16 protein-coding genes, 2 pseudogenes and 1 riboswitch are annotated in these 12,882 nt (G+C 72.6%); of the genes and pseudogenes, 8 read left to right on the forward strand and 10 right to left on the reverse strand.

The annotated features are described in order from the left end of the window. Positions 1-69: 69 nt before the first annotated feature. Positions 70-417, reverse strand: a complete 348-nt coding sequence (locus AB0G79_RS01990; RefSeq protein WP_360798592.1) for a DoxX family protein — start codon at positions 415-417, stop codon at positions 70-72. 92 nt (positions 418-509) lie between these two features. Between AB0G79_RS01990 and AB0G79_RS01995 the strand changes: the two genes are divergently transcribed. Both AB0G79_RS01995 and pyrF read left to right on the forward strand, forming a co-directional pair. Further along, positions 510-947 (forward strand): MarR family transcriptional regulator, encoded by a 438-nt coding sequence (locus tag AB0G79_RS01995; protein WP_360798595.1) that lies wholly within the window; start codon positions 510-512, stop codon positions 945-947. Positions 948-982: 35 nt separating this feature from the next. Beyond that, entirely contained in the window at positions 983-1,756 is a 774-nt protein-coding gene (gene pyrF, locus AB0G79_RS02000) for an orotidine-5'-phosphate decarboxylase (RefSeq protein ID WP_360798598.1), read from the forward strand. Positions 1,757-1,803: 47 nt separating this feature from the next. Here the strand turns inward: pyrF and AB0G79_RS02005 are convergent, their stop codons facing one another. Then, complete coding sequence (locus AB0G79_RS02005) at positions 1,804-2,775, reverse strand: S8 family peptidase (RefSeq protein ID WP_360798601.1); 972 nt, start codon at positions 2,773-2,775, stop codon at positions 1,804-1,806. Positions 2,776-2,886: 111 nt separating this feature from the next. On the opposite strand from AB0G79_RS02005, the gene AB0G79_RS02010 reads away from it, so the two are divergent. Together AB0G79_RS02010 and AB0G79_RS02015 are read left to right on the forward strand one after the other, a co-directional pair. Then, positions 2,887-3,834, forward strand: coding sequence for a DUF1648 domain-containing protein (locus AB0G79_RS02010; RefSeq protein WP_360798604.1), 948 nt, complete (start codon positions 2,887-2,889; stop codon positions 3,832-3,834). A 2-nt stretch (positions 3,835-3,836) separates the two neighbouring features. Further along, positions 3,837-4,193, forward strand: a complete 357-nt coding sequence (locus AB0G79_RS02015) for a GntR family transcriptional regulator (protein WP_360798607.1) — start codon at positions 3,837-3,839, stop codon at positions 4,191-4,193. Between the two features lie 12 nt (positions 4,194-4,205). Here AB0G79_RS02015 and AB0G79_RS02020 read toward each other — a convergent pair whose 3' ends face one another. After that, positions 4,206-4,733: a histidine phosphatase family protein gene (locus AB0G79_RS02020; protein ID WP_360799172.1), complete on the reverse strand. Its 528-nt coding sequence runs from the start codon at positions 4,731-4,733 to the stop codon at positions 4,206-4,208. 197 nt (positions 4,734-4,930) lie between these two features. Then, a riboswitch (cobalamin riboswitch) is annotated at positions 4,931-5,005 on the forward strand. A gap of 59 nt (positions 5,006-5,064) precedes the next feature. Here AB0G79_RS02020 and AB0G79_RS02025 point away from each other — a divergent pair. Further along, a complete protein-coding gene (locus tag AB0G79_RS02025; protein ID WP_150268511.1) occupies positions 5,065-5,292 on the forward strand; it encodes a CbtB-domain containing protein in 228 nt (75 codons plus the stop codon). 20 nt (positions 5,293-5,312) lie between these two features. Then, positions 5,313-6,128, forward strand: coding sequence for a CbtA family protein (locus AB0G79_RS02030; protein WP_360798610.1), 816 nt, complete (start codon positions 5,313-5,315; stop codon positions 6,126-6,128). Between the two features lie 76 nt (positions 6,129-6,204). Here the strand turns inward: AB0G79_RS02030 and AB0G79_RS02035 are convergent, their stop codons facing one another. After that, positions 6,205-7,182 carry a D-2-hydroxyacid dehydrogenase family protein gene (locus tag AB0G79_RS02035; RefSeq protein ID WP_360798613.1) on the reverse strand — a complete coding sequence of 326 codons (978 nt, stop codon included), beginning with the start codon at positions 7,180-7,182 and terminating at the stop codon, positions 6,205-6,207. Positions 7,183-7,304: 122 nt separating this feature from the next. Here AB0G79_RS02035 and AB0G79_RS02040 point away from each other — a divergent pair, with 122 nt between their 5' ends. Further along, on the forward strand, positions 7,305-8,618 hold the full coding sequence (locus AB0G79_RS02040) for a hypothetical protein (RefSeq protein WP_360798616.1): 1,314 nt from the start codon (positions 7,305-7,307) through the stop codon (positions 8,616-8,618). Between the two features lie 35 nt (positions 8,619-8,653). On the opposite strand, the gene AB0G79_RS02045 is transcribed toward AB0G79_RS02040, so the two are convergent. The 3 genes and pseudogenes from AB0G79_RS02045 to AB0G79_RS02055 form a co-directional block, all read right to left on the reverse strand. After that, the gene (locus AB0G79_RS02045) at positions 8,654-9,088 is read right to left on the reverse strand and encodes a hypothetical protein (RefSeq protein ID WP_360798619.1); all 435 of its coding nucleotides are present in this window, start codon (positions 9,086-9,088) and stop codon (positions 8,654-8,656) included. Continuing rightward, a complete protein-coding gene (locus AB0G79_RS02050; RefSeq protein ID WP_360798622.1) occupies positions 9,085-10,578 on the reverse strand; it encodes an APC family permease in 1,494 nt (497 codons plus the stop codon). Before AB0G79_RS02050 ends, AB0G79_RS02045 begins: the two co-directional genes overlap by 4 nt. Positions 10,579-10,677: 99 nt before the next feature. Beyond that, positions 10,678-11,286: pseudogene (locus AB0G79_RS02055) on the reverse strand (helix-turn-helix domain-containing protein); the annotation flags it as partial. On the opposite strand from AB0G79_RS02055, the pseudogene AB0G79_RS02060 reads away from it, so the two are divergent. Continuing rightward, a pseudogene (locus AB0G79_RS02060) lies at positions 11,284-11,538 on the forward strand (MBL fold metallo-hydrolase); the annotation flags it as partial. The pseudogenes AB0G79_RS02055 and AB0G79_RS02060 overlap by 3 nt on opposite strands. A gap of 89 nt (positions 11,539-11,627) precedes the next feature. Here AB0G79_RS02060 and AB0G79_RS02065 read toward each other — a convergent pair. From AB0G79_RS02065 to AB0G79_RS02075, 3 genes are all read right to left on the reverse strand, one after another. Beyond that, positions 11,628-11,831: an antitoxin gene (locus AB0G79_RS02065; protein ID WP_360798625.1), complete on the reverse strand. Its 204-nt coding sequence runs from the start codon at positions 11,829-11,831 to the stop codon at positions 11,628-11,630. Between the two features lie 85 nt (positions 11,832-11,916). Then, the gene (locus AB0G79_RS02070) at positions 11,917-12,282 is read right to left on the reverse strand and encodes a PRC-barrel domain-containing protein (protein WP_360798628.1); all 366 of its coding nucleotides are present in this window, start codon (positions 12,280-12,282) and stop codon (positions 11,917-11,919) included. 113 nt (positions 12,283-12,395) lie between these two features. Beyond that, positions 12,396-12,758 carry a DUF952 domain-containing protein gene (locus AB0G79_RS02075; RefSeq protein ID WP_360798631.1) on the reverse strand — a complete coding sequence of 121 codons (363 nt, stop codon included), beginning with the start codon at positions 12,756-12,758 and terminating at the stop codon, positions 12,396-12,398. Positions 12,759-12,882 lie beyond the last annotated feature (124 nt).

Raw genomic sequence — 12,882 nt, forward strand, 5'->3', positions numbered from 1 at the left:
CAGATCGCGCCCGTCCGCAAGACGTTCCGTCTCGTGAGTTCGGGTGGCCCGTCGGGCCGGGGTGATCCGTCAGGCCGAGGCGACCCGCAGGGCCAGGGCGGCCACGGGGAGCAGGGTGAGGACCACGACCGGCGCCAGGTCCTTGTCCTTGGCTCTCAGGTGGGTGATCACGGCCCCGAGGAAGTAGAGCGCGACGCCCGCCGCCGCCGCGACGCCGACGAGGGGGAGCGCGAGCCCCGCGAGCAGGCCGACGGCGCCGGCGACCTTCGTCGCCGCGAGCCGGGGCAGCCACGACTCGGGCACCCCCAGCTTCGTCATGGTGGCCATGATCTGCGGATTCCGCGTGGCGGTCAGGAAGGCGGAGGCGAAGAGCGCGAGCGCCAGGAGGGCGGCCAGGACCGCGTAGCCGATGAACATGAAGGTACTCCAATGATCCGTTGCCAGGAATCGTTGAAGGGTATCAATGATTTACCGGACTCCACAATGGGGTCGCTGTTACGGTGGGTGGTATGGCAGCTCTCCCGACCGACCGCCTCGGCTTCCTCCTCTCCTTCCGTGGAGAGCTCACCGGCGCCCGCATCCGCGCCGCCCTGGGCGTCGCCGGGCTGCACCCCCGGAGCGCGATGACCCTGATGCGACTCGCCCCCGGCGCCATGAGTCAGCGCGAGCTCGCCGCCGCGATGGAGGTCGACCCGAGCCAACTGGTCGGGATCCTCAACGACTTGGAGTCGGCGGGGCTCGCGGAGCGGCGCCGTGACCCGGCCGACCGCCGGCGTCACATCGTCGAGATCACGGAGACGGGGTCCCGGACGCTCCAGCGCATCGACGAGGCCGTGAGCACGGCCGAGCGCGAACTCTTCGGCGACCTCACCGAAGCCGAACAGGTCCTGCTGCGCGGCCTGTTGGACCGCGTGGTCGTCGACCCCGCCGCCCACGAGTGCGAATGACCGCAGGTCAACCGCCCCGGGCGACAATGCCGTCCATGAACACCGCATCCCCCCACGGGGTCGTCGTCGCCCTCGACTTCGACAACCGCCGCGAGGCCGAGGAGCTCGTCGACCGCCTCGGCGACGACTGCCGCTTCTACAAGATCGGCATCGAGCTGCTCACGGCGGCCGGACCCGACCTGGTCCGGAGCCTCGTGGACCGGGGCAAGGAGGTCTTCCTCGACCTCAAGCTCTTCGAGATACCGCACTCCGTCGCCGGAGCGGTCCGCGCCGCCGGCGCCCTCGGCGTCTCCCTCGTGACGGTCCACGCCATGGGCGGCACCGGCATCCTGTCCGCCGCCGTCGAGGCGGCCCGCGACTTCCCGCGCCTGCGCGTCCTCGCGCTCACCGTCGTCACGAGCATGACGAGCTCCGACCTCGCCGACATCGGCGTGGCTCCCTCGGTCTCCACCGACGAGCAGGTCCTGCGCCTGGCCCGGCTGGCGGAGGCCGCCGGCTGCCACGGCGTGATCGCCTCGCCCCGGGAGGCCGGCCCCCTGCGGGACGCCCTGGGACCCGACGCGCTGATCGTCACCCCGGGCGTCGCCCTCCCCGGAGGCCCTGGCGAGGGCGCCGACGGACAGCCGGCCGGCGGGCACGCCAGGACCGGTACCCCCCGCGCCGCCGTCGCCGCGGGCGCGTCGCACGTCGTCGTCGGCAGGGCGGTCACCCGCGCCGCCGACCCGGCCGCCGCCCTCCGCCTGGTCCGCGACGACCTGACGGGGCAGCTCCGGCGGCGACCTGACGGGGTGGCTCCCGCGGCGACCTGACGGGGTGGCTCCTGCGGCGACCTGACGGGGTGGCTCCTGCGCGGGGCCTACTCGCCCTTCGCGGCCTTCACCGCCGCCGCCGCGTCCACGTTCCCCAGGCCCAGCTTCGGGATCTGCTGGGGGTTCTTCGCCGAGCCCTGGATCGTCTTCATGATCTCCGCCGGGTTCTGGCCCTGGTGGTGCAGGAGGGCCGCCACGGCGGAGACGTACGGCGTCGCCATCGACGTGCCGGAGAGCCTGCCGTACCCCGTCAGGTTCTTCAACGTCTCCTTCGTCGTGTACGTCGGGAGCGTGGAGAGGATGTCCACGCCCGGCGCCGCCACGGCGTTCTGCGCGCCGAAGTTGGTGAAGGAGGCCGGGAGTCCGCTCTGGTCGGCCGCGTTGACGACGAGCACCGGGGTGTCGATCTTGTACGGCTGGAGGGCCGTCGAGTCGTTGCCCGCCGCGGCCACGACCACCGCGCCCTTGCTGTTGGCGTGCGTGATCGCCTGGTTGAGGATGCCGCCCTTGAGCAGACGGGCCATCAGGCCGGACTCGCCGAGGGAGAGGTTGATGACGTCGGCGCCGTTGTCGGCCGCCCAGACGATGCCCTTGGTGATGTTCGCGTCGGTGCCGCTGCCGTCGGCGCCGAGCACGCGCACCGGCATGATCTTCGCGCCGGGGGCGCCGCCCGAGATGCCGACGCCGTTCTCCGTGTGCGCGGCGGCGATGCCGGAGACGTGGGTGCCGTGGCCGTTCATGTCCTTGGGCTTGTCGTCGTTGTCGACGAAGTCGTAGCCGTCGACGAGCCGGCCCTTGAGGTCCGGGTGGTCGGGGTCGACGCCCGTGTCGACGACGGCGATGACCGTGTCCTCCCCCTTCGACGTCGACCACGCGTCCGGCAGCTTCAGCGCGTCGATGCCCCACTGCTGCGCGCGCAGCGGGTCGGGCTCGCTGTCGTCCCCGCAGCCGGTGACCAGTCCGGCGGTGAGGGCGGCGAAGGCGGTGAAGGCGGCAAGTGTGGCGGGCCGGCGGCGCATGAAGATCTCCCCATTCGTCTGCGTTCATCCCTTTGATACCGCCGGTGATGGCGGCCCGCATCTCGGTAATAAAGCGAGTTGTTCTAGTAGAGTGCGAACAAGGAGGTCATCATGAACCGTGCCACCCCTCTTCTGCGCGCCCTCGCCGTGCTCCCCTTCGTCCTCGCCCTCGCCGCCCACCTGATCCTGTTCGCCGTCTGGCGCGACGAGCTCCCCGCCCGCCTCGCCACCCACTTCACCCTCGCCGACGGCGGCCGGCCCGACGGCTGGACGAGCCCCACCGCGTACGTCCTCATCAGTACGGCCCTGCTCCTCGCCCTCGGCGCCGGCTGGGCCGCAGCCGTCCGCCGCCCCTCCCTCTGGGGCGCCTGGGCCACCGCCGGCTTCATGGGCGGACTGTTCGTCCAGCTCCTCCGCACCAACCGCACGAGCCCGACGGCCTCCGAGCCCCTCGTCGACCTCGCCGTCGCCGCGACGGCCGCGGCCGCCGCCGGGTTCGCGGGCTGGGCGCTCACCTCCCTCGTACCGCGGGAGGAGGAGCCCGCGCACGCGCCCGGCGCGGAGGGCGAGCTCCGCCTCCCGCTCGCCGACGGTGAGGTCGCCGGCTGGTCCCGCGACGTCGCCTCCCGGACCCTGACGACCCTCTCGGTCGTCTTCCTGGCCGCGACCCCGGTCGTCCTCCTCGTCCTGCCCTGGCCCGCCGCCCTGTTCGGCCTCCTCGGCCTCCTCGTCGGAGTCCCGGGGCTCGCCCTCGCCCGCGTCCGCGTCACCGTCGACCGGCACGGCCTCACCGTCCGCTCGGCCCTCTTCCCCCGTCCACGCGCGCGCGTGGCGCTCGACGACGTCGCCTCCGCGAGCGTCCGCGACGTCGACCCCCTCGGCGAACTCGGCGGCTGGGGCTACCGCGTCCGGGCCCACAGGACGGGCGTGGTCGTGCGCTCCGGCGAAGCCCTCGTCGTACGCCGTTCGGGTGGCCGGGAGTTCCTCGTCACCGTCTCCGACGCCCGCACGGCGGCGGCCCTCCTGAACACCCTCGCCGCGCGGGACGGGAAGATCTGACCGTGCTCTTCCGTGTCGACCCGGCCTCCTCCGTCCCCCTCGGCGACCAGATCGCCGCCTGCGTGCGCGGCGCGCTCGCCGACGGCTCCGCCGAACCCGGCGAACGCCTCCCCGCCGCCCGCGAACTCGCCGACTCCCTCGGCGTCAACGTCCACACCGTCCTCCGCGGCTACCAGCGCCTGCGCGAGGAGGGCCTCATCGAACTCCGCAGGGGCCGCGGCGCCGTCATCGTCCCCGGCGCCACCGCCCCCGACCGCGCCCGCCTCGTCGCCCGCCTCCGCGAGGCAGCGGCGGACGCCCGCGAACTGGGCCTCACCGAAGCGGAGTTCGTGGAACTGGCCCGTACGAGCATGACGTAGGGCTTCCGGACGCTACGAGCCCGGCAGCCTCGAACCCATCCCCACGTTCCACCGCCCCGCCCGCCCCGTCAGCTCCACCGACGTCAACGGCCGTACGTTCACCCGCCAGAACACCGCCTCCGGTACGCCGAAGGCGTGGGCGACGGCCGCCCGGACGACCTCGGGCTCGGCGAAGGCCCACACCGTCCCGGGCGCGAGGCCCTCCATCCAGCCCCCTACCCGCCCCCAGAAGTCGCGCAGCGACTCCCCACCGTGCGGGACCGCGTCCGGGTCGCCGAGCCAGGCGGCCACCGACTCCGGTTCCTCCCCGGCGAGTTCGTCGAGCCGTCGCCCCCGCCACCGCCCCATCGCGCACCCGGCGAGCGCCGGCTCGTCGACCGCGCCCCCCTGGCCGAGTGCCTCCGCCGTCCCGCGACATCGGGCGGACGGCGAGGTCAGGACCCGTACGGACCTGCCGAGACACAGCGGGTCGGCGGTGCGTACGGGCTCCACCGGCGACGACCCGTCGTCGAACCGCGCCTCCCGCAGCGCCGCGTTCATCGCGGGCGCCACGAGAATCAGCCGAACCGTCCCCGTCCCCGCCGTGCCCGTCCCCGCCGTCCCGTCCGGCGCCGTGCCCGACTCCGCCACAGGTGATCCATCCCTCACTGCTCGACCGGACGCCCAGGCGCCCTTGGCGCCGCACGGCGTACGCGGTACGGTCACGGCGACAATTCCACAACCGACGACGGCGAGACGGAAGTCCGGTGCAATTCCGGCACGGTCGCGCCACTGTGAGCCGCCCCGGCACCCCCGGACGCGGTGAGTCAGACCCGACGACCGTCGTCGCGCACCACCGTACTGGGACGCGAGTTCCCGAGGAGGTACCGCCATGGCCGAGGCCGTCGCCCCGTCCGTCACCCCCACCACCCCCGTAGCGCTGCCGGTTTCCCTGCCGGTCCGCACCGTGCTGCCCTGGGCCCTGTTCGCCGGGCTCCTGGCGCTGGTGGCGCTCTACTTCGTCGGCGCCGAGCAGGGCGCCCTCTCCGTCTTCGCCGGCAGCGACGTGCACGAGTGGGTGCACGACGGCCGTCACCTGCTCGGCTTCCCCTGCCACTGACCACGGGGGAATCCAGCACCATGCGTCACGACGCCACGAACTCCTCCACCGTGAGGGGTCTCCTGGTCCGCGGCATGCTCGCGGGCCTGATCGCCGGACTGTTCGCCTTCGCCGTCGCGTACGTCGTCGGCGAACCGTCCGTCAACGCCTCGATCGCCGTCGAGGAGGCGGCGGCCCCGGCGGAACACGCCGGCCATCACGCGGGCGAGGAGGCCCACGCGGACGAGCACGAGGAGGAACTCGTCAGCAGGGGACTCCAGTCCACCGCGGGCCTCGCCACCGGCGTCCTCGTCTACGGGGTCGCGCTCGGCGGCATCGCCTCCCTCGCGTTCGCCTTCGTCCTGGGGCGCGTGGGCCGCTTCACGCCGAGGGCGACGGCCGCGCTCGTCTCGGCAGCCGCCTTCACCACCGTCTACCTGGTGCCGTTCCTGAAGTACCCGGCGACCCCGCCGGCCGTCGGCAACCCGGACACCATCGGGAAGCGCACCACGCTCTTCTTCCTGATGATCCTGCTGAGCGTGCTGCTCGGCGTCGCCGCCGTCATCGCGGGCCGCCGCCTCGCCCCGCGCCTCGGCAACGGGAACGCGACCGTCGTCGCGGGCGCGGGCTTCGTCGCCGCGGTCGCGGTCGCGTGCGCGTTCCTGCCGGGCAACGAGGACGCGGTGGCGGCCGGCTTCCCGGCCGCCGTCCTCTGGGAGTTCCGCCTCGCCACCCTCGGGATCCAGGCGGTCCTGTGGGCGGTCTTCGCCCTCGCCTTCGGGTACGCGGCCGAGCGCCTGCTCGCCCCGCGGCCGGCGGAGCCCGCCACCGGAGCGAAGCCGGTCGCGGCGGCCTGACGCCGGAGACGGTCCCGCGGGTGCTCTCGTAGAGCCCGACGAGCGCCCTACGAGAGCACCCGCACCGGAGGGCGCCCTACGAGAGCACCCGCACCGGCGCCCCCGCCAGGAACGCCTCGATGTCCTCCACCGCCTCCCCGAAGTACCGCCCGTAGTTCCCCTCCGTGACGTATCCGAGGTGGGGGAGGGCGAGCACGTTCGGCAGGCTCCGCAGCGGGTCGTCCGCCAGCAGCGGCTCCGTCGCGAAGACGTCGAGCCCGGCCCCCGCGATCCACCCCTCCCGGAGCGCCGTGAGCAGCGCGTCCCCGTCGACGAGCCCGGCCCGCGAGGTGTTCACGAGGTACGCGGACGGGCGCATCGCGCGCAGCTCCTCCGCCCCGATCAGGCCCCGCGAGCGCTCCGACAGCACCATGTGCAGCGAGACGAAGTCGCTCTCCGCGAGCAGCTCCCGCTTGCCCTTCGCGAGCCGTACGCCGTGCTCGGCGGCCCGCTCCTCCGTGAGGTTCGGGCTCCAGGCGACCACGTCCATGCCGAAGGCGAGCCCGACCTTGGCCACCCGGCCGCCGATTTTGCCGAGGCCGACGAGCCCGAGGGTCCGGCCGCCCAGGTCGGCGCCGACCGTCGACTGCCACGGGCCGCCCTCGCGCAGCGCCCGCGCCTCGGTCGTGACGTGCCGGGCGAGGCCGAGCAGCAGGGCCCAGGTGAGTTCGGTGGGCGGCTGCGGGCTGCTCGCCGTGCCGCAGACGACGATCCCGCGCGCGTGGGCGGCGGCGACGTCGACGGAGGCGTTGCGCATGCCGGAGGTGACGACCAGGCGGAGGCGGGGGAGCCGGTCGAGGAGGGCCGCGTCCACGGGGGTCCGTTCCCGCATGACGACGAGGATCTCGCAGTCCTCGACGGCGGCCACGAGCGCGTCCCCGCTGCCTCCCGCGGCCCGGTCGTCGAGGTGCTCGCGCAGGACGCGCACGTCCACGCGGTCGGCGAGCGGGCCCCAGTCGGCGGAGGAGAGGGCGACGCCCTGGTAGTCGTCGAGTACGGCGCAGTGCAGCTTCATGCCCGCATGATCACCCGGAAGGGTGCCGGAATCTCTTCCTCCGCGCGACAAAGTGGGCCACCCCTCGGAGAATTGCCCTGATTTGTCTCATCTCGTCAGGACTAGCGAAGGAGTGGGTGCCGATGGACGCCAAGGACGTGAGTCCCGGCGGCGACGACGAACTGACCGTTCTACGGGCCCGGGTCGCGGCCCTCGAAGCGAGTGCCGCCACCGCCGGGCCGCCCCGCCACCGCGTTCGTTCCTTCTTCGCCGCCCTGCTCATCGTCGTCGGCTGCGTCCTGACCCCGCTCGGCATCGTCGCCGCCTGGTCGTCGGACATCGTCGGCGACACGGACCGGTACGTGCAGACGGTCACCCCGCTGGCCTCCGACCCCGACATCCAGGCGGCCGTCGCGACCCGCGTGACCAACGCGGTCATGGAGCACATCGACCTGAACTCCCTCCTGGAGGGCGTCGCCCCCGACCAGCGGCCCCTGGCGAGCAAGGCCCTCGGCAAGCTCGGGGACTCGCTGGAGAGCGCGGTCGGCAGCTTCGTCCACGAGCGGGCGCAGGACGTCGTCGCCTCCCCGGCCTTCGAGACCATCTGGGCCGACGCCAACCGGGCGATCCACACCTCCCTCGACCGCGCCCTGACCGGCAGCGACGACGGAGCCGTACAGATCAACCAGGACACCGTCACCATCGACCTCGCCCCGGTCGTCGACCGCGTGAAGGAGCGGCTCGTCGACTCCGGCCTGAGCGTCGCCGGGAAGATCCCCGAGATCCACACCGACTTCACCGTCGTGCAGTCCGAGGACATCGGCAAGGTCAAGACCGGCTTCGCGCTGCTCCAGGGCCTCGGCACCTGGCTGCCGGTGATCTCGGTGCTCCTCGTGGCCGGCGGCGTCCTGCTCGCCGCGCACCGGCGCCGCAGCCTCATCGCCGGCACCCTCGGCATCGCCGTCGCCGCGCTCGTCCTCGGCGTGGCGCTCACCGTCTTCCGCACGGTCTACCTCAACGCCCTCCCGACCGGCGTCTCCCCGGCCGCCGCGGGGGCCGTCTACGACACCCTGATCCGCTACCTCCGCACCTCGGTCCGGGTCTTCGTGACGCTCGGCGTCCTCATCGCCCTCGCCGCCTGGCTCTCCGGCCCGAGCCGACCGGCGACCCTCGTCCGCGGCCTCTGGGACGCGGGCATCACCGCGACCCGCGGCGCCGCCGACCACGCGGGCCTGCGCACCGGCCCGGTGGGCCCCTTCGTCCGCCGCTACCGCACCTGGATCACCTGGATCCTCGTCGCGGGCGCCGCGGCGGCCGTCGTCTTCTGGCCGCACCCGACCGGCTGGGTCGTGTTCGGGATCGCGCTCCTCCTGCTCTTCCTGCTCGCGGTGACCGCGTTCCTCGCGGAGGAGACGAAAACGAAGCAGGGGCCTCCGGCGGAGACCCCTGCTCTGTAGCGACGGAAGACCGGTCCGACACCGTACGGCGGGCGTCACCGCCGTACGGTGTCGTCCGTCTTCAGCTCGTTCAGCGCCTCGTCGAACTCCTCCAGCTCGTCCGGGCAGTAGACCTGGAGGACGATCCGCTCGGCCTCGACGGCCTTCTCGTCGGAGATCACGGGCCGCTGGCCGGGGCCGGTGGCGCCGTTGGACTGCTGGATCTTCCAGAGCGCCGTCTTGAGCGCGTTGCCGGGCTCCTCGCAGACCTGGCCGCCGTCCGTGCCGAGCAGCCGCTCGATCGTGTCGGTGTCCGGGGACGGGTAGCCGGCCTTCACCAGCTCCTCCTGGAGCTCGTTGGCCTTCGCCTGCGTCTTGCTGGTCTCCCGGTAGCTGGAGTACCGGATGAGACCGGTGACGACGAGGCCGAGGAGGAGCACGATCGCGCCCCAGTAGATCCATCTGTGCTGCATCGCGAAACGGGTGCTCATCGCTGCTCTCCTTCGCTCTGCGCGGCCTCGCCGGCGTCACCGGCCGTGCCGTCACCGGCCGCCGCCGTGGTCCAGCCGGGCTTGCGGAACTTCAGGAAGGCCCACGGGATGAGCAGGCCGAGGATCGCCAGGCCGCCGCCGACGATGACGAGGTACTGCCAGACGCTGCTGCCGCCGAACTGCGACGGCGGGACGAAGCCGATGGCCATGGCCGCGAGGGAGGCGAGCAGGCCGACCGTGCAGAGCAGGCCGAGGGCGGGCGCCCGGTAGCCGCGCGGATGGTCGGGCCGGGTCTTCCGCAGGCGCATCGCGGCGGCGAACATCAGCAGGTAGACGATCAGGTACACCTGCGTGGTGATGGTCGAGAAGATCCAGTAGACGCTGGACACGTCCGGGATCAGCGCGTACATCAGGGCGATGACCGAGGTCACGACGCCCTGGGTGACCAGGATGTTCTGCTGGATGCCGAACTTGTTGAGCTTCTGCAGGAACGGCGGCAGGTAGCCCTCGTGGCGGGAGATCTCCAGGAGGCCCTTCGAGGGTCCGGCGAGCCAGGTCAGCATGCCGCCGAGGGAGGCGGAGACCAGCATGACGGCCGCGATCGGGGTCATCCAGCCGACGTCGAAGTACGAGAAGAAGGCGTCGAAGGCCTGCATGACGCCGGCGGTCAGGCTGAGCTGGTCGGCGGGGACGACCCAGCTGATCGCGAGGGCGGGGAGGATGAAGATGAGCAGGACGAGGCCGACCGCCAGGAACATCGACTTCGGGTACTCCTTCGCCGGGTCCTTCAGCGAGGAGACGTGGACCGCGTTCATCTCCATGCCGGAGTACGACAGGAAGTTGTTGACGATCAGGACGAGGCTCGCGAGGCCCGTCCACTGCGGCAGCAGGTGGCTGCTGTCCATCGGCGCGGCCGAGGGGTTGCCCTGGCCGAGGAAGACCATGCCGAGGACGACGAGGATCGTGCCGGGCACGAGCGTGCCGATGATGAGGCCCCAGCTCGACAGCCCGGCGAGGGCCTTGGTGCCGCGGGAGGAGATCCAGACACCGGTCCAGTACAGGACCATGATGACGATCGCCGTGTAGACGCCGTTCGAGGCGAGGGAGGGGTCGATGACGTACGCGATCGTCGACGCCACGAAGGCCAGCAGGCTCGGGTAGTAGAAGATCGTCATCGCGAACTGGCACCAGACCGCGAGGAATCCGAGCGGCTTGGAGAGGCCCTCGGCGACCCAGCGGTAGACGCCGCCGCTCCACCCGGAGGCGAGCTCGGCGGAGACCAGGGCGGTCGGCAGCAGGAAGACGATCGCGGGGATCAGGTAGAGGAAGACACAGGCCAGGCCGTAGATGGCCATGGTCGGAGCGGCCCGCAGACTCGCCACCGACGCGGTCGTCATCAGGGCGAGTGTCACCCAGGACATGGTGGTGGGCGCGGGCCGGGCCACCGCTCTGGGCTTGGGGACGTCCGCGGGGGTGTCGATGCTGCTCATGAGTCCTCCCATTGGTCGCATCGCACGAATGCACCTCAGGCTCGAACGCCCCCCGGGGCGCAGCAACCGGTGTAGGCCGGACGGGTGATGCGTCCGCTGTCAGGCAACCCGCGAGCGGCTGAAGGCGCGTCGGTACGTGCGCGGCGGCACGCCCCGGCGGCGGACGAACCGGGCGCGCAGCACGGCGGCGCTGCCGAAGCCCACCGCGCGGGCGACCTCCTCGACGGGCAGGTCCGTGGTCTCCAGGAGCTCCTCGGCCCGGCTGAGGCGCAGCCCGAGCAGCCAGGCGTGCGGGGTGGTGCCGGTGGAGGCGGCGAAGCGCCGGGCGAAGGACCGGCGGCTCATCAGCGCCCTGCGGGCCAGCTCCGCGACGGGCAGCGGCCGGTCCAGGTGCTCCCTGGCCCAGGCCAGGACGTCGGCGAGCCGCTCGTCCTGGCTGTCCGCGGGGGCGGGCGTGGCGAGGTACTGGGCCTGGCCGCCGTCCCGGTGGGAGGGGAGGACGAGGTCGCGGGCGACGGCGTTGGCCGTGGCGGCGCCGTGCTCGCGGCGCAGGAGGTGCAGGCACAGGCCGAAGCCGGCGGCGGCGCCCGCGCCGGTGACGACCGGTCCCTCGTCCACGTACAGCGCGTCGGGGTCGACGGTGACGGCCGGGTGGCGCTCGGCGAGGAGGCCGGCGAACCGCCAGTGGGTGGTGGCGCGGCGGCCGTCACCCCGTCGCTCCGCCTGATCCGTACCCCCGGACACAGCCGTGAGGACATCACCCTGCTCGCCGATACGGCCGGCGGCGTCGTCGCGTTCGTCGGCGACCTGTGGTGGCGGCCGAACGGCCCCGTCGAGGACCCGGTCGCCCCCGACCACGCGGTCCTGCGGGCCTCCCGTCTCCGGGTGCTCGGTGCGGCCGACGTGATCGTCCCGGGCCACGGCCCGGCGTTCCCGGCGGACGCGACCGCGCCGCACTGACGCCGCCGCACCGGCGGGCCGGGCGGCGCGCATGCCGAAGGCCCCGGGGACAGGACCCGGGGCCTTCGGCGGTCGTGCGCCGGAGAGGGCTACTCCTTGGCCGGTGGCTGCTGCTGCGAGCCCGGCTGCTGCGTACCCAACTGCTCGTGGAGCTTCTCCTGGGCCTGGTCGACCTGGCTCTGGTACTTGTTCCCGGTCTTGGCGTCGATGGCGTCTCCCGCCTTCTCGACGCCCTGGCCGACGGTGTCCTCGTGGCCCTTGATCATGCCCTTGAGCTTGTCGAGCATGGACATAGCAGTCCTCCTCACGAAATGCCGACGCTCCCAGCATCACGGGGATGCGGGGTTCCCGCATCCGGAGGCGCCCGTTGTCGTCTTCCTACATGTGCGGGACGCCGTAGTACTTCGCGAACTGCTCCAGGTAGGTCGGGTCGCGCGGCTCCCGCTCCCGCTCGAACTGGGGCGCGTCCTTGATCTGCGCCTTCGTGCGGTCGACGTGGACGGTCCCGTCCTCGCGGTCGACGCTCCGGATGGTGCTCGCGGGCAGCAGGACGTGTTTGCCGAAGATCCACGGGCCGGTGTCGACGACGAGGTAACCGGCCCCGGCCTCGTCGGTGTGCTCGTCGACCTTCCCGATGTCGCCGTCGGTCGCCGCGACGGTGAACCCGACGAGGTCGGTGCCGGTCTCGTAGCCGGAGTCGGTGCGGTAGCCCCAGATCTCGCGGTGTGTGTCGTGGTGCGTCATGGCAGCTCACCTCCACCCTCTGACGGGCGGCTGCCCGCCGCGGGTGCGGGCAAACGCGGTGTTCCGGCGAACGCGGTGATCAGGAGAGCGGGGTGATCAGGCGAACGCGGTGATCAGGAGAGCGCGGTGAACCCCACGGCCCGCCCCTCCCCGTCCCACACGACCTCCGTCACCCGCGCGACGGCGTCCCGGTCGACCGGTCCGAAGAGGTGCGGGAAGAGGACGTCGTCCGCGACCCCCGGCGGCGGGGTCGGCGCGGCCGCCTCGAACTCCAGGCGGGCGGTGAGCCGCTCCTCGTCGAGGACGAGCGCGAGCAGGGGCCGTTCCGCCTTCCGGTAGAAGGCGTTGACGACGGCGAGGGTCGTGGCCTCGTCGGGGGAGCAGTGGACGAAGCCCTCCTCGGCGAGGGAGGCGGGGGCGTAGGGCCGGTCGGGGTGGGCGTTCCACTCGGCCGCGGTCACGACGTGAAGAATCATGGCCCTGTATTTACCAAATCAACCATCTGTTCGGTGTGGCACGGCCGGGAAGATCCCTTTCGACCCTAATGTCCAAGAGCTCACTGTCGAGATCCTCCGATCTCGGCCGAACTCTCCGGACGGG

The organism is Streptomyces sp. NPDC020807, from assembly GCF_040641575.1.
Taxonomy (GTDB): Bacteria; Actinomycetota; Actinomycetes; order Streptomycetales; family Streptomycetaceae; genus Streptomyces.

Coding starts and splice junctions, on each gene's coding strand:
- AB0G79_RS01990 (WP_360798592.1), bottom strand. CDS start 417: ATGTTCATCGGCTACGCGGTCCTGGCCGCCCTCCTGGCGCTCGCGCTC.
- AB0G79_RS01995 (WP_360798595.1), top strand. CDS start 510: ATGGCAGCTCTCCCGACCGACCGCCTCGGCTTCCTCCTCTCCTTCCGT.
- pyrF (WP_360798598.1), top strand. CDS start 983: ATGAACACCGCATCCCCCCACGGGGTCGTCGTCGCCCTCGACTTCGAC.
- AB0G79_RS02005 (WP_360798601.1), bottom strand. CDS start 2,775: ATGCGCCGCCGGCCCGCCACACTTGCCGCCTTCACCGCCTTCGCCGCC.
- AB0G79_RS02010 (WP_360798604.1), top strand. CDS start 2,887: ATGAACCGTGCCACCCCTCTTCTGCGCGCCCTCGCCGTGCTCCCCTTC.
- AB0G79_RS02020 (WP_360799172.1), bottom strand. CDS start 4,733: ATGAACGCGGCGCTGCGGGAGGCGCGGTTCGACGACGGGTCGTCGCCG.
- AB0G79_RS02025 (WP_150268511.1), top strand. CDS start 5,065: ATGGCCGAGGCCGTCGCCCCGTCCGTCACCCCCACCACCCCCGTAGCG.
- AB0G79_RS02030 (WP_360798610.1), top strand. CDS start 5,313: ATGCGTCACGACGCCACGAACTCCTCCACCGTGAGGGGTCTCCTGGTC.
- AB0G79_RS02035 (WP_360798613.1), bottom strand. CDS start 7,182: ATGAAGCTGCACTGCGCCGTACTCGACGACTACCAGGGCGTCGCCCTC.
- AB0G79_RS02040 (WP_360798616.1), top strand. CDS start 7,305: ATGGACGCCAAGGACGTGAGTCCCGGCGGCGACGACGAACTGACCGTT.
- AB0G79_RS02045 (WP_360798619.1), bottom strand. CDS start 9,088: ATGAGCACCCGTTTCGCGATGCAGCACAGATGGATCTACTGGGGCGCG.
- AB0G79_RS02050 (WP_360798622.1), bottom strand. CDS start 10,578: ATGAGCAGCATCGACACCCCCGCGGACGTCCCCAAGCCCAGAGCGGTG.
- AB0G79_RS02065 (WP_360798625.1), bottom strand. CDS start 11,831: ATGTCCATGCTCGACAAGCTCAAGGGCATGATCAAGGGCCACGAGGAC.
- AB0G79_RS02070 (WP_360798628.1), bottom strand. CDS start 12,282: ATGACGCACCACGACACACACCGCGAGATCTGGGGCTACCGCACCGAC.
- AB0G79_RS02075 (WP_360798631.1), bottom strand. CDS start 12,758: ATGATTCTTCACGTCGTGACCGCGGCCGAGTGGAACGCCCACCCCGAC.